Genomic DNA, 17,953 nt, shown 5'->3' with positions numbered 1-17,953 from the left:
CGGGCAGTCGTTCCGCGCATGGGGCAAGGTGTGGTTTAACGGGCAGAATGGTCGTCGCACGGCAAGGGCACATGATCGAGTTCAGCAATGTCAGCAAATCGTTCTGGACCGGAACGCAGCGCAAGGTGATCCTGGACCGCGTGTCCTTCCGGGTGGAAATCGGCCGCAACCTTGGCATCCTGGCCCCGAACGGCACCGGCAAGACCACCCTGATCAACATGATGGCCGGACTTGAAAAACCGGACGAGGGCGAGATCCGCAAGACCTGCAACGTGTCCTTCCCGCTGGGCTTCATGGGAGGCGTCGTTTCCCGTATCTCGGCCAAGGAGAACTGTCGCTATATCGCCAAGCTCTACGGCATGGATCCCGACTATGTCGAAGCCTATTGCCGGTGGCTTTGCAACCTGGGCGAATATTTCGAACAGCCCTTGGGCACCTATTCTTCCGGGATGAAGTCGCGGTTCAGTTTCGCGTTGATGCTGGCGCTTGATTTCGACATCTACCTTGTCGATGAAGGCATGCCCAATTCCACCGATGTGGACTTCAACCGCAAAGCCGGTGCGATCCTGCGGGAACGGCTGGAAACCACGACCATCGTGATCGTGTCCCACCAGCCGGCCACGCTGGAGAAATACGCCAATGCGGCGGCGGTGCTGCGCAACGGTCAGCTGTACATGTTCGATACCTTGGAAGAAGCGAAAGAGCTCTATGACTACGAAGCCCAAGGCTAGGAAGTTCCGCATCCGCCGCGCGACGACGCCCGGCACGGCCTGGGATCCGGAGACGAGCGAGACCGAAGTCGCCATCGAAGCCCAGCGGGCGGCCCTGTCCACCGCTGGCGGCACCGGTGCAACCAAGGCCGAAGACGGGAAGAGCGGCCATACGACGGGCCAGAAGACGGGACAGCCGACCGGTCAGGCATCGGGCCAGCCCCCTGAACAGCCCAACGGTCCGGCGGGCAAGGGACCCGCCGCCGCCCCTCCGGACGATAACGAGGATGACGATGATTTCAGCCTCGACGATGACGATCTTGAAGACGACCGGCCGGCCGCCGCGGATGCGGCCCGCAAACCGGCCGCGCGCCCGGCGCCCGGCTCTCCCGAGGCCGCGCTAGAAGCGATCCGGCAGGAAGGCCTGACCAGCCGGCAGCTGCGCATGGCCCGCCGCGTGGCGCTGCGGCACAACCTCGCGCCGACATCGGACCTGGATGCCGTGCGGATGCTGCGCGAAAAGGGGATCGATCCGTTCCAGCATTCCAACATGCTGGACCTGGTGGTCCACCGCAAATCCGAAGCGGACCGCAAGGTCCAGCTGCCCCAGAAGGTGACCGAAAGCCCCGACCAGCTGCCCTCGACCCAGCTGAGCCCCGCGGCCCGCCGCGAACGGGAAATCGGCGAGATCCAGCGCGACATCGTGCGGCGCCGGCGGCGGTCGCTGGGCCTTCTGGCGGCGCGGCTGGCCTTCTTTGTCGGCGTGCCGACGTTGATCTGCGGCTACTATTTCTACAACATCGCCTCGCCCATGTATTCGACCAAGTCGGAATTCATGATCCTGCAGGCCGACGGCGCGGGCACCGGACAGATGACCGGCCTTCTGGCGGGCACGCAATTCGCCACGACGCAGGATTCGATCGCGGTACAGTCCTTTCTGCAATCCAAGGACGCGATGATGCGGCTGGATTCGGATGCCGGCTTCAAGCAGCATTTCCAGCAGCCCTGGATCGATCCGATACAGCGCCTGCCCGAGGATGCGACGCTGGAAGAAACCTATGCCGTCTACAATCGCGACGTGAAGATCGGCTATGACCCGTCCGAAGGCGTCCTGCGGATGGAAGTCACCGCCGCCGATCCCCAATCCGCGACCGTGTTCTCGCAACGGCTGATCGCCTATGCCGAGGAACGCGTGAACGACATGAGCCGCGAGAAGCGGGGCGACCAGATGAAGGACGCCAAGCAAGGACTGGAGGTCGCGCAGGAGGAACGCCGCCAGGCCCAGGAGGCACTGGTCCGGCTGCAGCAGCAGAACGCCCTTCTGGACCCGGAAGGCAAGATCGCCAGCCTGCGTACCATGATCTCCAGCTTCGAGACCCAGCTGGAGGAGAAGGAGCTTGAACTGTCCGCGCTGGAAGACAATTCGCGCCCGAACCAGGCCCGGATCGACGGCGCCCGCGGCGACATCCGCCGGCTGCGCGCCAAGATCGTGGAACTGAACGACCGCATGACCCAGGCCAGCCAGGGCGAGGATTCGCTGGCCAGCCTGACGGTGAAGATCAACATGGCCCAGGCGGATCTGGCCACGCGGGACATGATGATGCAATCGGCGCTGCAGCAGGTCGAACAGACGCGGATGGAGGCGAACCGCCAGGTCCGCTACCTGACCACCTCGGTCAAGCCGGTCCCCAGCCAGGAACCCAGCTATCCCCGCAAGTTCGAGAACACGCTTCTGGCCTTCCTGATCTTCGGGGGGATCTACCTGATGATTTCGCTGACCGCGTCGATCCTGCGCGAGCAGGTGACGACCTGACCGGGGTGTCTGGCCCCTTTCCCAAAGCGCGCGCTGCCGCTATAGCGCGCGCATGAGCCAGAACCCGCCAGACCTTCGCCCCGACCTCGCCCCTGCCGCGCATCTGACCGACACGCGGCGCGCCGGCCAGCCGTCCATCGGCATGGTGTCGCTGGGCTGCCCCAAGGCGCTGGTCGACAGCGAACGGATCCTGACCCGGCTGCGCGCCGAAGGCTACGGCGTCTCGCCCGACTACTCCGGAGCGGACGCGGTGATCGTGAACACCTGCGGGTTCCTCGACAGCGCCAAGGCGGAATCGCTGGACGCCATCGGCGAGGCGCTGACCGAAAACGGCAAGGTCATCGTCACCGGCTGCCTAGGCGCCGAACCCGACTATATCCGCGAACATCATCCCCGGATCCTGGCGGTGACCGGCCCGCACCAGTACGAACAGGTGCTGGATGCCGTCCACAAAGCCGTGCCGCCCTCGCCCGATCCGTTCGTCGACCTGCTGCCCGCGACCGGCGTGAAGCTGACGCCACGGCATTATTCATACCTGAAGATTTCCGAGGGCTGTAACCACAAGTGCAAGTTCTGCATCATCCCTGATATGCGCGGTCGCCTGGTCTCGCGCCCGGTGAATGCCGTCCTGCGCGAGGCGGAGAAGCTGGTCGATGCCGGCGTGCGCGAACTTCTGGTCATCTCGCAGGATACCAGCGCCTATGGGCTGGACCGCAAGTATGAAGCGGTGGACTGGAAGGACCGTCAGGTCCGCAATCACATCACCGACCTGACCCGGGAACTGGGCCAGTTGGGCGCCTGGGTGCGGCTGCACTATGTCTATCCCTACCCCCATGTGCGCGAGCTGATCCCGCTGATGGCGGATCCCGAAAACGGCGTGCTGCCCTATCTGGACATCCCGTTTCAGCACGCCCATCCCGACGTGTTGAAGCGGATGGCGCGGCCCGCGGCCGGTGCCAAAACGCTGGACGAAATCGCCGCCTGGCGCGCGGTCTGCCCGGACCTGGTGCTGCGGTCGACCTTCATCGTCGGCTATCCCGGCGAGACGGAGGCAGAGTTCCAGACCCTGCTCGACTGGCTGGACGAGGCGCAGCTGGATCGCGTCGGCTGCTTCCAGTACGAAAATGTGCAAGGGGCCCGGTCGAACGACCTGCCGGATCACGTCCCGGACGAGGTCAAGGCCGAGCGTTGGGAACGCTTCATGGAGAAGGCCCAGGCCATTTCCGCCGCGAAGCTGGAAACCAAGGTCGGCCGGCACATGCAGGTCATCGTCGACAGCGTCGATGACGAGGCCGCGACCTGCCGCACAATGGCCGACGCGCCCGAAATCGACGGCGCGCTGTTCATCGACGAAGATTACGACCACCTGCGCCCCGGCGACATGGTCACGGTCGAGGTCGAAGAGGCCGGGGATTACGACCTGTGGGGCCGCCTGATCAGCTAGTCTGGCATCCCGCGCTTGCACTTCCTCGAAAACGCAGCCTTCTGGGCTGCGTTTTTCATTCAGATCCCGGGCTCAGGTCCCGGGCAGGGACGTTCAGGCCGTGTCGCCGGCCAGATCGGCGAACAGGTCGCGGTTGCGGCAATAGCCCGGCGCCGCATCTGCCACAGCGCCTTCATGCGCTTTCAGCCAGTGCTGACAGCCTTCGGGATCGGTGCAGCCGGTGCAGGCCATCACGGCGTCCGTCACCTCGGACATGTCCAGCTGGGCGCGAAAGACGACCTCTTCCAGATCGACCCCGACGGCATGTGCCATTCTGTCGACCAATTCGGCGTGGTGCTTGAGTACGGTGCGGTTGGACATCTTGGACCTCCCCTTGGCGGAATGCGTCATAAGGAATGGACGGATTTTACCCGGATCGCCGCCCTGCCCGCCTTGACCCACGTCAATATGTCGAAAATTGCGATCAGCCGGTGACGCCGATCCTTTGCGCCGTCGATCGGACCACGCTGCGGCGCGCCGAATTGGGTGGATGGGTGCCCAGGAACTTGTCGCCAGGGTCCGGCGTCTTGTCGAAATATTCCATGCCGACCAGCGGGTTGTATCCAGCCTTTGCGGTGATGATCGTGCCCATCGCGTCGGCCTCCAGCTCGTGATCCTTGGAAAAGACCCGCGCCCCGATGGCCGCCCCCAGTTTCTGCGCCCGCCGGATATCGCCGCGGCTGCCGCCCTCGACCGCGACCCGCTGGCCCAGAAGCTCGGCCCCGTAGGCGGCGTTCTCCTGCTGGCGGCGGATATGGTCCAGAATGTGGTGAGAGGCCTCGTGGCTGATGACGAAGGCCATCTCGTCCCCGTTGCGGACGTCCAGGATCATCGCCGCCGACACCGTGATCACGGGGCGGCCGCGGGCATCCAGGCTTTGATAGGCGTTGACTGGCGCATCGCGGGTGATGTCGACCCGGAACAGGAAATCACAGTTCAGGTCGTGATCCTGTTCGCGGCAGAACCTTTCGGCCACGGGTTCGACACGGGTCACCACCTCGGAAAACATCTCGGCGGCGGCATCGGCGCGGGTCCGCGCTGCGTCCGGAATCTGCTGACCGCCCTGCCCCGCCCCCGGCGGCAACGCGACATCGCAGGCCGCGACAAGACACGCCAGAAGCAGGATTACGCGAAACATGGCATTTCCTTGTAGCGACACAGGCGTAGATTAGCAGACGAGGCTTGTACCTCCAGAACCGATGAAACTCACCATAGGCAGCAGCAGGCTTAACCCATGTTTACGATCGAACACGATTTCGATGCCACGGTCATCACGCTGGTCGACGAAGGCAGCGCGCCGCTGCAAGAGGATCTCACCATCAACGCCTTCGATGAATGCGTCACGGTGGAGCAACTGGACCCCCGCACCGACCGGGTACAGAAGATCACCCTTTCGAACCAGCAGCTGCGCGACCTGGCAGCGGCCCTGAACCTGCCCGAAGGAATCTATGCCGGCCTGCCCGGGCCGCGATAAAGGAACACCTTCCCGCGCGAGGTCTGGCCCTGGACCAGTTCCAGCTGCGACGGCGCCACGCCCAGCGCCATGGCCAGCACGGTCCGGACCGCATCGTTGGCCTTGCCGTCCTCGGGCGGGGCGGTGACGGCGATTTTCAGGATATCGGAATCGACGCGGATCGCATCCTTGCGCGCCTTGGGCGTGACCTTCACGGCAATCCTAGCCCCGTCCTGCGCCAGGGCGGACAGGTCGGGGATATCGCGCAGCTTGGGTTTCGCCATCGGATCGGGGCCTTCTGGCGCGTCAGTCCTGCGCCTGCAACCGGTCGATCAGCGCATCGAGCTGCGCCTTGGCGACCGTGGGCGAATTCTGCACCTTCTGCAGGATGTCCAGCGTCTGGGCCTTGACCTGCTGGGTCAGGTCCATGCCTTCCACGACCTCCCGCGCGCGGGCGTAATCGATCCCTTCCTCGGTCAGGATCCCCTGGCTTTCCAGCGTGGTCTGAAGGTTGGTCAGCTTTTCGGCGGCGGCATTGGCCGCCTGGGCCGCCGCGTTCTCGACATTCGCTTGGGCCGAGGCCGTGCTGTCGGAAATCGCCTGAGCCGCCTGTTTCTGGGCCGCGGCGGTCACGTCGGTGGCGGCCTCTTTCAGATTCTGGAGCGCGTCCTTCAGGTTGTCGCCGGCCGCGGCCGCCTGTTCCTGCGGCGTGGGCGCCCGGTCGTTCTGGTCCTGCCACCAGATGTAGCCGCCAAATCCAAGGGCTGCCAGAACCGCCACGATCGCGATCAGTCGCGTCACCATCTTCAATCCCTTCCGCATCTCTCCGGACTGCCCGGCCTCGCGCTGCCCGACCAGGTCCCGGGCCGAATACCAGCCCCTCTGCCCTTGACCAAGGACGTCGGGGCGCAGAGATAACCACTGATCCCGCGATTGGAAGTGTCTGCATGCCTGAAAAGAACCAAGCCGCCCTCGATTTCCTGCTGTCCCGCCGGTCCCGTCCGGCCAAGACGCTATCAACCCCGGTGCCCCCGCGCGAGGCGGTCGAAACCATCCTGACCGCCGCCGCGCGCACCCCCGACCACGGCAAGCTGGAACCCTGGCGTTTCATCGTTCTGGAACGCGACGCGCTGGTCCGGCTGGGCGACCTCGCCGGGCGCCTCTCGGCCGCGGCTGGCCGGCCCGAGGAACAGGTCGCAAAGGACCGAAATTGCTATGACAACGGACATCTTGCGGTGGCCGTCGTGACCGTGCCCCGACCGTCCGAGAAGATCCCCGAGATCGAACAGGTCTATTCCGCCGGTGCCGTCTGCCTGGCGCTTCTGAACGCCGCGCTGGCCGCGGGCTGGGGCGCCAACTGGCTGTCGGGCTGGGCCTCGCACAACCGCGACTTCTGTACCCAGGGGCTGGGCCTGGGACCGGACGAAAAGATCGCCGGCCTGATCTTCCTGGGCACCGAAAGTGCCGTGCCGCCGGACCGGCCACGGCCGGACCTGAACCGTATCACTCAGTGGGTCGCGTCATGATTTTCAACTCGGTCCTGGCCGCCATCGGCCAGATGGACGACAGGCGGTTCCAGCGGGTGCTGCTCTTGGGCGTGGGCCTCAGCCTGGGTGCGCTGATCCTGGCCACAATCGTGGTAGCGGGCCTGATCGGCTGGCTGGTGGGCCCGACCGTCACCCTGCCCTGGATCGGAGAGGTCCACTGGATCGGCAATGTTGCCAGCATCTCCTCTGTCCTGTTGATGATGGTCCTGTCGGTGGTGCTGATGGTGCCCATCGCGTCGGCCATCACGTCGCTGTTCCTGGACCAGGTCGCCGACGCGGTCGAGGAACGGCACTATCCCCACCTGCCCCCCGCGACCGAGGTGCCGCTGTGGGACGGGATCCGCGACGGATTGCGCATGTTGGCCGTGACCGTCGTGGCAAACCTGCTGGCGCTGATCCTGTATCTGGTCTTCGCGCCGCTGGCGCCGGTCATCTTCTGGCTGCTGAACGGCTTCTTGCTGGGGCGGGAGTACTTCATGCTGGCCGCGATGCGCCGCGTGGGCCGGCCTGCGGCGCTGAAACTGCGCCGCAAGTATATCGGCATTGTCTGGGCGACCGGCACGGTAATGGCCATTCCGCTGACCATCCCGGTGGTGAACCTGCTGATCCCCGTTCTGGGAGCAGCCGCGTTCACGCACCTCTATCACGGTCTTACCGGGGCGGGCTCATCCGGCCGAACCAATCCAGGTCCCGCACGCTGATCCAGCCCGAGGTGATGACCACGTAGGAAATCACGAACAGGACCACCGTGATGCCGGTGGTGATCCAGGCCTTCTTCTTCAGGTGATGCGTCTCGGGCGACCCGGCATGGGTGCCCGGGACGATTTCGCCCTTGTCGCCCTGGGTTTCGATCCGGATCGGCAGGATCACGAAGAAGGTCATGAACCAGATGATCGACCAAAGGACCAGGGCAGCGGTGATTGTCATGGGTCCTACACCTGTTCCAGTTCGACAAGACAGCCGTTGAAGTCCTTGGGATGCAGGAACAGCACCGGCTTGCCGTGGGCGCCGATCTTGGGTTCTCCGCTGCCCAGCACGCGGGCACCGGTGGACTTCAGATGATCGCGGGCCGCAATGATGTCGTCGACTTCATAGCAGACATGGTGAATGCCGCCCGACGGGTTCTTTTCCAGGAAACCGGCAATCGGGCTGCCTTCGCCCAGCGGATACAGCAGTTCAATCTTGGTGTTCGGAAGCTCGATGAAGACGACGGTCACGCCGTGATCGGGTTCGTCCTGCGGCGCCCCGACCTTGGCCCCCAGGGCAGAGCGATACTGTTCGGACGCGGCCTCCAGGTCCGGAACGGCGATGGCGACATGGTTCAGGCGACCGATCATGGCAGGCTCCTTGCGGCTTTCGGGGTCCCCGGGTTTATGGGCGCCCAAGCCCCCTGACGCAAGAGGCGGGCCGTCGTCGTTAACCGGGCGTTAGTCCTGTTGACCGTAGCCTTTCAGTGTACCCCCCGAAAGGAGCTGCCATGCACGACACGGATTCTGTTCCCCGCCTCTCCGGCGTCTTCCTGCCGTCCCGCCCCCTGCTGGGACTGACGGTTCTGGTCGTGGAAGACAGCCTTTATGCCTGCGATGCCATCCGTCTGCTGTGCCTGCGCAGCGGTGCCCGGATCCGACGGGCCGACTGCCTGAAATCCGCGCGCCGCCACCTTCTGGTCTACCGACCTGCGGTGATCGTCGTCGATATCGGCCTGCCCGACGGCAATGGCCTGGACCTGATCAAGGAACTGTCGGCCACCCGGCCGCGAATCGCGACGATCCTGGCCTCTTCGGGCGATGACAGCCTGGCGGATTCCGCGATTGCCGCGGGGGCCGACGGCTTTCTGGCAAAACCGGTGAACTCGTTGGCCTCGTTCCAGCATCAGATCCTGTCCCACCTGCCGGAAGACATGCGACCCGACCGCGCCCGCCCCCGACCCATGATCGACGAGGTGGTGACGCCGGACCCGATCGCCTTCCAGGACGACCTGACCCATATGGCCGACGTGCTGGACAGCCCCGAGGCAGAGGACATGCTGGACTATGTCGCGCAGTTCCTGACCGGGGTGGCCCGCAGTGCCAACGACATGAAACTGGCCGATGCCGCGGCCGACCTGGCCCGCGTACGGGCCGACGGCAAACCTTTTGCGGCCCAGGCCGCCGCGGTCACCGATCTGGTCAGGGAGCGGCTGACCAAGGTCACACGAGCGGTGTGATCATGATCGAAACCGTCATCGTCACGCTCCTGGCGCTGGGCCTGGCACTGTACCTGCAGTCCAGGTTCGCCGACCGGCACGACCGGTCCGGCCGGCGCACCCGGCAGGATCGGGCCTTGCCAAAGCGTTAGCCCGTCAAAGCGACGGGTCAGAGGCCACGCGCACCAAGCGCGTCAGGTCGCTCAGCCGTTCCTTCTGTGATCCGTCGGGGGCAAAGTTCGACGGGTCCAGCCAGACGCGAAAGGCCTCGCTCAGGGCCGGCCACTCGCTGTCGACGATCCCGAACCAGGCGGTGTCGCGGTTGCGGCCCTTCACCACCATGTGCTGCCGGAAGACGCCTTCATAGCTGAAACCCAGCCGCTGCGCCGCCAGCCGCGAAGGCCGGTTCAGCGCATTGCACTTCCATTCGTAGCGGCGATAGCCGTTCTCGAAGGCCCAGCGCATCATCAGAACCATCGTCTCGGTCGCGGCGCGGGTCCGCTGCAGGATGGGGGCAAAGTTGATGTTGCCGACCTCGATCACGCCATTGGCGGGATCCATCCGCAAATATGACGCCACGCCGCCGTACTGCCCCGTTTCCAGGTCCTGGATCGCGTAGAAGCAGAAGGCCGGGTCGTGCTCCACGTCGCGCACCCATCGATGGTACTGCGCAGCCGAGGAATAGGGCCCGTTCGCCATGTAATCCCACAACCAGTCGTGCCCGTCGAAGGCCTGGAACAGCAGGGCTGCGTGCTTTTCGGCCGAAAGCGGTTCCAGCCGTGCAAAGCGGCCTTCCAGGACCTCGCCCGAAGGACGCGGCGCCGCCGTCCAACCGGGAACGGTTGGACCGACAGGGCGCTTTTCGTCATGAGACAGTTCTTCAGTCATGAATTGCTCAATACGCCCGATTCGCGACCGCGCCAAGCCGTCGCATGCAAGCCCGCCGTTGCGGCAACTGCAGATCCTGGCCGGCGAAATCAGGCCAGGATCTTCATCGGCTTGCCCATGTCGAGACCGGGGAACACCACGCTTTCGATCTCGCTCCGGCTCAGCCCCGTCAGGCCGCGCATGATCCAGCCGATGGGCGCGCGCACATCGCCTGTGGGCATCAGGTCACGCCCTTCGTAAAGGTCGGCCTCGGCCAGGCCCGGCCAGCGGCCATAAACCTTGCCGCCCCGGATCGCGCCGCCAGCCATCAGCATCGCACCGCCGGTGCCGTGATCCGTGCCCACGGTCCCGTTCTCGCGCACGGTCCGGCCGAATTCGGTCACGGCGACGACGGCGGTCTTGCCCCAGATCTGCGGACCCAGATCGGACTTCAGGGTCAGGATCACATCCGACAGGTTGCCCAGCGCCGCGGTCAGGACCTTTTCCTGCCGCTGGTGTGAATCCCAGCCATTGATCGAGAACGACGCGACCCGCGCCGGCCCCCGCAGCTGTTCCGCCGCAAAGGCCGCTACGTCCTTGTAGACCGAGACCCTGGGCTTTCTGCCCATCGCTTGCGTGTCTTCCGCCATCATCTGCCGTTCGGCCATCATGCCCCCCGGCAGGGGATTGCCGTCCTCGTCCAGAACCGCGTCGGCCGGGGTTTCCTGGTTCAGGGGCTCGATCTCCAGCGTGCCGCCAGACAGCATGACCGCGTCGGTGAAGGCCGCGTGGAATTGCGGGTCGTCCTCCATCATCACCTGGGCCAACTGCATGGCCTGCGGGCTGAGCGACAGTTCGACCTCGGGCGTCCAGTTGGCAACGGGGGCAGGCCCGTCCAAGAGGCGCATCTCGCCATGGCCGATGGCAAAGGCGGTCTGGGGTTCGACCCCCGGCAGGACCTGCAGCATGCGGTTCAGCCAGCCGTCGCGGTTATCCAGCAGATGGGTCGTCCCCGCCTCCAGCAGGTCCTGGCCTTCGAAATGGCTGCGCTTGTCGCGATAGGGGGTCGAAACGGCATGGACGAACCCCAGTTCGCCCGATTTCCACAGGGGCCAGAGCGGCTTCAGCGCCTTGTTGAGCGAGAAGAAGCCGTCCAGATCCTTCGCCCCGCCGTTAGGGCCCGGGATGAAGGTCGGGCGCCAGGCAGTCAGCTTCGGATCGCCGTAGGGCTGCACGACGTCCAGCCCGTCCATCGCGCCCCGCAGCACAATGACGACCAGACGCGTGTCCCAGGGGGCCGCGGCAAAGCTGACCGGGGTCAGAAGCGGACTGGCAGCGGCGCTGCACCCGATCAGGGCGGAACGTCCAAGAAAGGCTCGGCGGGTCAGGGACATGTGGAGCTCCTAGCGGCGCTGGAAAGCGGGAGAGGACAGGACAAGCCCGATTGCCTCGGACCGTTGTTCGGCCGCCTTGGCCGCGAACTGGACCCGCGGCGGCAGGAAGGACCCCAGGGTCGTTTCGGCAAAGCGCGGTGGCTGCGGCAGATCCGGCTGCAACCGCTGCGGCGCACTCATCGCCCAGCTGAAGCGGGCGGCCAGGCTTTGCGGCGTGACCCAGACGACATCCTCTTCCGGCCAGCCGTTCGGGCCCGCGGGGCGCAGCCAGCGCTGGCCCATGCTTTGCATCGGGCGCAGCAGGATCCGATCGATCTCCGCCGGTTTCAGCTTGTCGATCCGCCGCGGCGCGATCGCCAGCGCCCGGCAGGACGAGCCGACAAAGTCGATGGCCTGCTTGACGTTGGACAGGGTCGGGTCCCACGACGCAGGGTGTTCCAGCATCGCGCCATAGACCGCCATCAGGTCACCGTCGGTGTCCAGGTAACGGGCGGTCATGTGATCGACCAGCGCCGGATCGGGCGTGTCGGACACGAAATGCACCGCCAGCTTGCCCGAGATATGGCGCGCCGTCATCGGGTTGCGCGCCAGGTCGGTCAGCGCGGCCATGATATCCTCGACCTTGGCCTTGCCGCCGCCATAGGTCTTGCCCAGGATCGTCTCGGTTCCCGGCTGGGCCCGCCGGTCGAGGAAGACAAAGCTGGTGCCGCTGTCTTCAAGGCTCATGCCGGTGAAGAGTTCGGCCAGCTGCCGCACATCGTCCTGGCTGTAGTCGGCGTTCACGCCCAGCGTATGCAGTTCCAGTACCTCGCGGGCGAGGTTCTCGTTCAGGCCGGAATTCTGGTCGGCACGCTTCTTGCCATAGGGGCTGTCCGGCCCGACCGAGGTTTCCTGTTCCAGGAAGCGCATCATCACCGGGTGCAGGGTCACCGCGATCAGCAGGTCCTCGAACTTGCCGGCCATGCGGGGGCGGATCACCTCCTCGACATAGCCGTGCGAGATGTATTGCAGCAGGCCGTTCTTGACATAGGCGGTGAAGTGGTCGCCCCAGAACACCGTCAGCCGCTCGCGGAAGCCCTGGTCGGTCCGGCTCCAGCGCAGCATGTTCTGGCCGAAGGCCGTCATGATCCGCTGACGGGCATCGCGGTTGGCGGCACGGGTCACTTCTGCAAATTCGGGGTCTCCGCGCTTTTTGCCGCTTGTCCTGATGATCTCGAGCAGCCTGTCGCGGTGCTCGTGGAATCGGACGAGGAACTGGGAGAAGGTCTCGATCGGAAAGTCCTGGGCCATGGTGTCTGGCCCGGCCAGCCGCTGCAGCATGACCTCTGCAGTCTCGGGCGGCGCGACCTTGGGCGACAGCCCGCAGCCAAAGCGGATTTCGGCAAGTTCACCTGAGAACATCGGCACTTTCCCCTGACGCGACAGCGGCCCTGTCGGCCTTGCTGACGGGTTATACGGAAAGGTAGGCGGGTTCCGTCGCCCGGACAAGTCCGGGCCCGGGCCATGGCGGTCCAATGCGTGGGATCCGGCCGAAGCCCCGAAAACCAAGGCCGGATCGCGGTCAAAGCGGCGGCAGCACCGTCCAGGGCGTGTCGAACCAGTGTTCTTCCAGGTTGACCGAAGGCGCCTCCTCCGTGGTGGCGATGCGGTCGACCACGGCGAACAGACCCGGCGCCGTCAGGGGGGTCAGCACCCCGTGCCAGGTGCCCGCGTGATAGTTCACGGCCAGCCCCGACCGGGTGACGAAGGCCAGCGGCGTACCGGGGCGACCATCCACGTCAGGCGCCACGATCACCAGGAACGGATCGGGCGTCATCGGCACGAAGGCCTGGCTGCCCGCCGGATGGCGTTCGACCATGTCCAGCACCAGCGGCAGCGCCCGGGCCTTGGCCCGGAACAGGCTGATGCCCGCGCGCCCTGCCCCGAATTCCAGCGTTGCGCGGTCGTGGAAGCGGCCGCACAGACCCTGGTTGATGATCTTGTCCGGGTCGCCTGCAGCCTCGATCAGGTCGCCGAAGGGGGCGAAGGCCTCTGCCGTGATCGGCTGCGCCCGGATCTGGCGATCATCGCTCATCGCGGCAGCATGTCGGCCAGCCGCAGCTGGGCGATCCGTTCCACCTGCTTGCAGGCCGTGTCGAATTCCGCGTCGCGGTCATGTTCCAGCCGCGTGTGGAAGGCCTGGAGGATGCTGGCCTTGTCGTTGTCGCGGACGGCGATGATGAAGGGAAAGCCGAACTTGTCCGTATAGGCCGTGTTCAGGTGGTCGAATTCCGCACGTTCCGCATCGGTCAGCGCGTCCAGTCCGGCGCCCGCCTGTTCGGCCGTCGATTCCGCCGTCAGCCGCTTGGCCGCGGCCAGCTTGCCCGCAAGGTCCGGGTGCGCGGTCAGGACGCCCAGCCGTTCTTGCGGAGAGGCCGAGCGGAAGACGCGGGTCAGCGCGCTCCACAATCCGATGGCGGTGTCGTGGGCCGGGCCCAGTTCCAGCCCGTAGGCCCGTTCCGGGATCCAGGGGGAATGTTCGAAAATGCCGGCATAGCTGGCAACGAACTGGTCCCGGTCCATCTCGGACGGGCGGGCGAAATCCTCGGGCGGGAAGTTCGCGGCCCAGTGTTCGGCGATCTGAAGCCGCGTGGCGATCCAGACATCGGGTTTCGACCGGATATGTTCGATGAACTTCTGCACGGCCACGGCCCGGCCGGGGCGGCCGGCCAGGCGGCAATGCAGACCGATCGACATCATCTTGGGCGCGCCCGCCACGCCTTCGGCATAAAGACAGTCAAAGCTGTCGCGCAGATAGGCAAAGAACTGGTCGCCGGAATTGAACCCCTGCGCCGTGGCGAAACGCATGTCGTTGGCGTCCATCGTGTAGGGCACGGCCAGCTGGTTGCGGCCATCGACCCTGATCCAGTAGGGCAGATCGTCCGCCAGCGCGTCGGCGACATAGGCGAACCCGCCCTCCTCTGCCGCAAGGGGCACGGTGTTGACGGAACAGCGCCCGGTGTACCAGCCGCGGGGGCGTTCGCCGACCACCTCGGCATGAAGCCGGATCGCTTCGAGCATGTCCGCGCGCTCGTCCTCAATCGACATGGCTTTGTATTCGATCCATTTCAGGCCATGGCTGGCGATTTCCCAGCCCGAGGCCTTCATCGCCTCGACCTGTTCGGGGTTGCGCGCCAGGGCGCTGGCCACGCCGTAGACTGTCACCGGCAGGTCCCCCAGCATCCGGTGCAGCCGCCAGAACCCGGCGCGGGCCCCGTATTCGTAGATCGATTCCATGTTCCAGTGCCGCTTGCCCGGCCAGGGCTCGGCACCGATGATCTCGGACAGGAAGGCCTCGGACGCCGCGTCCCCGTGCAGCACGCTGTTCTCGCCGCCCTCTTCGTAATTGATCACGAACTGCACGGCGATCTTCGCGCCGCCCGGCCATTTCGGATCGGGCGTCACCGGGCCATAGCCGGTCAGGTCGCGGGAATAACGTGTCATCTGGGGCCTCGTCTCTGTCTTCTGTCCGCGTCGCGGTCGCGCGCAATCTATTGCGCTATCCGAGGGAAATCTTTCAATTTGTACAAGACACAGATGCACGACTCTTCGATTTGTACCACCCCGCGATCCGGTGCATGGTCACGCGGCAGGCAAGGATGACGACGATGACCGGTTACCTGACGACCCATGTTCTGGACACCGCCCGCGGCCTGCCGGCCAAAGGCATCGCGCTGAAGCTATACCGGCTGGAGGGCGAGACGCGCACCCTGCTTGCCCAGATGGTGACAAACGACGACGGGCGCACCGAAAGCCCGATCCTGCCGGCCGAGGATTTCGCGCCCGGGTCCTACGAGCTGGTGTTCGAGGTCGGCGCCTACCTCAGGGCCACCGGCCAGGCCGGGGCGGAACCGCTGTTCCTGGACGTGGTGCCGCTGCGCTTCGGCATGGCCGAACCGACCCATTACCACGTGCCGCTGCTTCTGTCGGCCTACGGCTATTCCACCTATCGCGGCAGCTGAGCCCGCCCGCCCTCACAACGCGGCGGCGGCGTCCGCCTCTGCCTGCGCAACCGACCGCGCCAGCCGGTCGGACATGTAGTCCATGAAGATCCGGGTCTTCGGGTCCTGGTGCCGCCGGTGGGTGAACAGGCACGCGAGCTGCACCGGCAGCGGCGGGGTGTCGGTGGCGACCGGCAGCAGGCGGCCCGCCGCCAGGTGATCGGCCACTTCGAACACGGGTTTCAGCACGACGCCTTCGCCGGCCAGCGCCCATTCGGTCAGCACATCGCCATCGTCGCATTCCATCCGCCCCGACACCGCAAAGCGTTCGGGCCCCTCGGCCGTCAGCAGGCGCCACTGGAATTCGGTGGCCCCGGGAAAGCGCAGGTTCAGGCAGTTGTGCCGGTCGCTGACCAGGTCCGTCCCGGTGCGCGGCATCCCCCGCGCCGCAACATAGTCCGGCGAGGCACAGAGCACCCGGCGGCATTCGGCGATCTTGCGGATGCGCAGTGTGGAATCCTCGGGCTCTCCCAGAAAGAAGGCCAGATCGAGCCCTTCGCCCGGCAGGTCGACCCGGCGGTCGGTCAGGCGCAGGCGCAGCGTGATTTCGGAATAGGTGGCCAGGAAGCCCGGCACCTCGGGCGCGACAAGGCGACGGCCGATGCCCAGGGGCGCCGCCACGAACAGGTCGCCCCGGGGACGTTCGGTCAGGCTGGCCACCTCGGCCTCGGCCGCGGTCACGGCTTCCAGCACGCCGCAGGCACCGGGATAGAAGGCCCGCCCCTGTTCGGTCGCGGTCAGGTTTCGGGTCGTGCGCTGGAACAGGCGCACGCCCAGATACGACTCAAGCTGCGATATCCGGGCCGACGTGACCGCTGGCGAAATGCGCAGATCACGACCGGCAGCGGACATGCTGCCCAATTCGTAGACACGAACGAAGGTGCGGATGTTGTCTAGGTAAGACATTCTTCTGTGTTTTTTGAGGGTGATTGCCCTGCCCAAGCAATAGCCAGTTATTCTGCACTTGCATAGGCTCGCGTCAGCAGCCGTTATCGGAGACCCCTAAATGATCGATTATGCCACTTTCTCGGTCATCGCCTGGGACTGGCTGGCCTTCGCCTTGCGCTGGCTGCATGTCATCACGGCGATCGCCTGGATCGGTTCCTCGTTCTACTTCATCGCTTTGGATCTGGGTCTGAAGTCGGCACCGGACATGCCCAAGGGCGCATATGGCGAGGAGTGGCAGGTCCACGGCGGCGGCTTCTATCACATCACAAAGTACCTGGTGGCCCCCGAACGGATGCCGGACCACTTGGTCTGGTTCAAATGGGAAAGCTACGCCACCTGGCTGTCGGGCTTCGCCCTTCTGACGGTCGTCTATTGGGCCAATGCCGACATCTTCCTGGTGGACACGTCGCGGGTCGATATCGCGCCCTGGCGCGGGATCATCGTATCGGCGGGGTCGCTGGTGCTGGGCTGGGTGATCTACGACACCCTGTGCAAGTCGAAGCTGGGGCATCACCCGACCGAACTGATGCTGATCCTGTTCGCCATGCTGGTGCTGCTGGGCTGGGCCTATACCCATATCTTCACCGGCCGGGCGACCTTCCTGCACCTGGGCGCCTTCACGGCCACGATCATGACCGCCAACGTGTTCTTCGTGATCATCCCGAACCAGACCATCGTGGTGAAGGACCTGAAGGCGGGCCGCATGCCCGACCCGGAATACGGGCGCATCGCCAAGCTGCGGTCGACGCACAACAACTATCTGACCCTGCCGGTCATCTTCATGATGCTGTCGAACCACTATCCCATGGCCTTCGCCACGCCCTTCAACTGGGTGATCGCGGGGCTGGTGTTCCTGATGGGCGTGTCGATCCGGCACTTCCACAACACCGTCAACGCCGGCAAGGGCTATCCCTGGTGGACCTGGGGCGTAACCGCGTTCCTGTTCGTCGTGATCGTCGTGCTGTCCCTGACCGGCATCGCCTGGATGCCAAAGGCCGCCCCCACCACGGCCGAGGCGCGCAACCCCGCCCATACCCGCCTGGCCGAGGCCGCGGGGTTCGAGGACGTGCACAACATGGTCAAGGAACGCTGCAGCATGTGCCATTCCCGCAATCCCACCTACAAGGGCATGGGGATGGCCCCCAAGGGCGTCTATCTGGAAACCGAGGACGACCTTCTGACCAATGCCCGCGAGGTGTTCCTGCAGGCCGGAGCCACGACGGCGATGCCGCCGGCCAACCTCACCTTCCTGGAGCCGTCGGACCGGCAGGCCATCGTTCACTGGTACGTCGCCGGCAAATCCTGACCACCCCCGGCGGCGCTTGAGTAATAAGGGGCGCCCTGTGACGTCCCGTCGCTTACCATTGCAATGATACATCATTTTGCACTGGGTCCCCGGCAGGGTTGTGTTTAATCTGGCGCGACCCGGACCCAGCCGATACCAAGATTTCATTACTGAGTGGAAAGACCAAGCTGCCATGACACGTCACGATCGAGGACGCGGTGCAAGAAG

Annotated in this window: 22 protein-coding genes; 10 read left to right on the top strand and 12 right to left on the bottom strand. The window is 65.3% G+C overall.

Features of this window, described 5'->3' with window-relative positions; genetic code table 11:
- Positions 1 to 71 precede the first annotated feature (71 nt).
- The 3 genes from FQK05_RS10580 to rimO are packed head-to-tail and all read left to right on the top strand — an operon-like array spanning position 72 to position 3,967.
- A complete protein-coding gene (locus tag FQK05_RS10580) occupies positions 72 to 731 on the top strand; it encodes an ABC transporter ATP-binding protein (protein WP_158966518.1) in 660 nt (219 codons plus the stop codon).
- Entirely contained in the window at positions 709 to 2,523 is a 1,815-nt protein-coding gene (locus FQK05_RS10575; protein ID WP_158966516.1) for a capsule biosynthesis protein, read from the top strand. The genes FQK05_RS10580 and FQK05_RS10575 overlap by 23 nt, the downstream gene beginning before the upstream one ends.
- A gap of 52 nt (positions 2,524 to 2,575) precedes the next feature.
- Complete coding sequence (gene rimO / locus FQK05_RS10570) at positions 2,576 to 3,967, top strand: 30S ribosomal protein S12 methylthiotransferase RimO (protein ID WP_158966514.1); 1,392 nt, start codon at positions 2,576 to 2,578, stop codon at positions 3,965 to 3,967.
- 93 nt (positions 3,968 to 4,060) lie between these two features.
- Here rimO and FQK05_RS10565 read toward each other — a convergent pair whose 3' ends face one another.
- Both FQK05_RS10565 and FQK05_RS10560 read right to left on the bottom strand, forming a co-directional pair.
- A complete protein-coding gene (locus FQK05_RS10565; RefSeq protein WP_158966512.1) occupies positions 4,061 to 4,327 on the bottom strand; it encodes a DUF6455 family protein in 267 nt (88 codons plus the stop codon).
- 103 nt (positions 4,328 to 4,430) lie between these two features.
- Positions 4,431 to 5,144, bottom strand: a complete 714-nt coding sequence (locus FQK05_RS10560; RefSeq protein WP_158966510.1) for a M48 family metalloprotease — start codon at positions 5,142 to 5,144, stop codon at positions 4,431 to 4,433.
- A 96-nt stretch (positions 5,145 to 5,240) separates the two neighbouring features.
- Between FQK05_RS10560 and FQK05_RS10555 the strand changes: the two genes are divergently transcribed.
- A complete protein-coding gene (locus FQK05_RS10555) occupies positions 5,241 to 5,480 on the top strand; it encodes a hypothetical protein (RefSeq protein WP_158966508.1) in 240 nt (79 codons plus the stop codon).
- On the opposite strand, the gene FQK05_RS10550 is transcribed toward FQK05_RS10555, so the two are convergent.
- Together FQK05_RS10550 and FQK05_RS10545 are read right to left on the bottom strand one after the other, a co-directional pair.
- Positions 5,453 to 5,743: a DUF167 domain-containing protein gene (locus FQK05_RS10550; RefSeq protein WP_158966506.1), complete on the bottom strand. Its 291-nt coding sequence runs from the start codon at positions 5,741 to 5,743 to the stop codon at positions 5,453 to 5,455. The genes FQK05_RS10555 and FQK05_RS10550 overlap by 28 nt on opposite strands.
- A gap of 22 nt (positions 5,744 to 5,765) precedes the next feature.
- On the bottom strand, positions 5,766 to 6,263 hold the full coding sequence (locus tag FQK05_RS10545; protein ID WP_158966504.1) for a hypothetical protein: 498 nt from the start codon (positions 6,261 to 6,263) through the stop codon (positions 5,766 to 5,768).
- A 143-nt stretch (positions 6,264 to 6,406) separates the two neighbouring features.
- On the opposite strand from FQK05_RS10545, the gene FQK05_RS10540 reads away from it, so the two are divergent.
- Positions 6,407 to 6,985, top strand: coding sequence for a nitroreductase family protein (locus FQK05_RS10540; RefSeq protein WP_158966502.1), 579 nt, complete (start codon positions 6,407 to 6,409; stop codon positions 6,983 to 6,985).
- Positions 6,982 to 7,707, top strand: coding sequence for an EI24 domain-containing protein (locus FQK05_RS10535; protein ID WP_158966501.1), 726 nt, complete (start codon positions 6,982 to 6,984; stop codon positions 7,705 to 7,707). The genes FQK05_RS10540 and FQK05_RS10535 overlap by 4 nt, the downstream gene beginning before the upstream one ends.
- Here the strand turns inward: FQK05_RS10535 and FQK05_RS10530 are convergent.
- Complete coding sequence (locus FQK05_RS10530) at positions 7,658 to 7,933, bottom strand: DUF1467 family protein (protein ID WP_158966499.1); 276 nt, start codon at positions 7,931 to 7,933, stop codon at positions 7,658 to 7,660. The genes FQK05_RS10535 and FQK05_RS10530 overlap by 50 nt on opposite strands.
- A 5-nt stretch (positions 7,934 to 7,938) precedes the next feature.
- Positions 7,939 to 8,343, bottom strand: a complete 405-nt coding sequence (mce, locus tag FQK05_RS10525; protein ID WP_158966497.1) for a methylmalonyl-CoA epimerase — start codon at positions 8,341 to 8,343, stop codon at positions 7,939 to 7,941.
- A 140-nt stretch (positions 8,344 to 8,483) separates the two neighbouring features.
- Between mce and FQK05_RS10520 the strand changes: the two genes are divergently transcribed.
- Positions 8,484 to 9,212 (top strand): response regulator, encoded by a 729-nt coding sequence (locus FQK05_RS10520; RefSeq protein WP_158966495.1) that lies wholly within the window; start codon positions 8,484 to 8,486, stop codon positions 9,210 to 9,212.
- A 2-nt stretch (positions 9,213 to 9,214) separates the two neighbouring features.
- A complete protein-coding gene (locus tag FQK05_RS26355; protein ID WP_267902360.1) occupies positions 9,215 to 9,343 on the top strand; it encodes a hypothetical protein in 129 nt (42 codons plus the stop codon).
- Between the two features lie 4 nt (positions 9,344 to 9,347).
- On the opposite strand, the gene FQK05_RS10515 is transcribed toward FQK05_RS26355, so the two are convergent.
- The 5 genes from FQK05_RS10515 to puuE form a co-directional block, all read right to left on the bottom strand.
- A complete protein-coding gene (locus FQK05_RS10515; protein ID WP_158966493.1) occupies positions 9,348 to 10,079 on the bottom strand; it encodes a GNAT family N-acetyltransferase in 732 nt (243 codons plus the stop codon).
- An 89-nt stretch (positions 10,080 to 10,168) separates the two neighbouring features.
- Positions 10,169 to 11,452 carry a DUF1501 domain-containing protein gene (locus tag FQK05_RS10510; protein WP_158966491.1) on the bottom strand — a complete coding sequence of 428 codons (1,284 nt, stop codon included), beginning with the start codon at positions 11,450 to 11,452 and terminating at the stop codon, positions 10,169 to 10,171.
- Positions 11,453 to 11,461: 9 nt separating this feature from the next.
- Positions 11,462 to 12,853, bottom strand: coding sequence for a DUF1800 domain-containing protein (locus FQK05_RS10505; protein WP_158966490.1), 1,392 nt, complete (start codon positions 12,851 to 12,853; stop codon positions 11,462 to 11,464).
- Between the two features lie 160 nt (positions 12,854 to 13,013).
- Positions 13,014 to 13,526, bottom strand: a complete 513-nt coding sequence (locus FQK05_RS10500; RefSeq protein ID WP_158966489.1) for an ureidoglycolate lyase — start codon at positions 13,524 to 13,526, stop codon at positions 13,014 to 13,016.
- A complete protein-coding gene (gene puuE, locus FQK05_RS10495; RefSeq protein ID WP_158966488.1) occupies positions 13,523 to 14,935 on the bottom strand; it encodes an allantoinase PuuE in 1,413 nt (470 codons plus the stop codon). The genes FQK05_RS10500 and puuE overlap by 4 nt, the downstream gene beginning before the upstream one ends.
- 164 nt (positions 14,936 to 15,099) lie before the next feature.
- On the opposite strand from puuE, the gene uraH reads away from it, so the two are divergent.
- A complete protein-coding gene (gene uraH, locus FQK05_RS10490; protein ID WP_158966487.1) occupies positions 15,100 to 15,453 on the top strand; it encodes a hydroxyisourate hydrolase in 354 nt (117 codons plus the stop codon).
- 12 nt (positions 15,454 to 15,465) lie between these two features.
- On the opposite strand, the gene FQK05_RS10485 is transcribed toward uraH, so the two are convergent.
- Positions 15,466 to 16,398 (bottom strand): LysR family transcriptional regulator, encoded by a 933-nt coding sequence (locus FQK05_RS10485; protein ID WP_158966486.1) that lies wholly within the window; start codon positions 16,396 to 16,398, stop codon positions 15,466 to 15,468.
- A gap of 100 nt (positions 16,399 to 16,498) precedes the next feature.
- Here FQK05_RS10485 and FQK05_RS10480 point away from each other — a divergent pair, with 100 nt between their 5' ends.
- On the top strand, positions 16,499 to 17,746 hold the full coding sequence (locus tag FQK05_RS10480) for a urate hydroxylase PuuD (protein WP_158966485.1): 1,248 nt from the start codon (positions 16,499 to 16,501) through the stop codon (positions 17,744 to 17,746).
- Positions 17,747 to 17,953 lie beyond the last annotated feature (207 nt).

This window comes from Chachezhania sediminis (genome assembly GCF_009765275.1).
Lineage (GTDB): Bacteria > Pseudomonadota > Alphaproteobacteria > Rhodobacterales > Rhodobacteraceae > Chachezhania > Chachezhania sediminis.
This window is presented reverse-complemented; position numbering and strand designations above follow the sequence as displayed.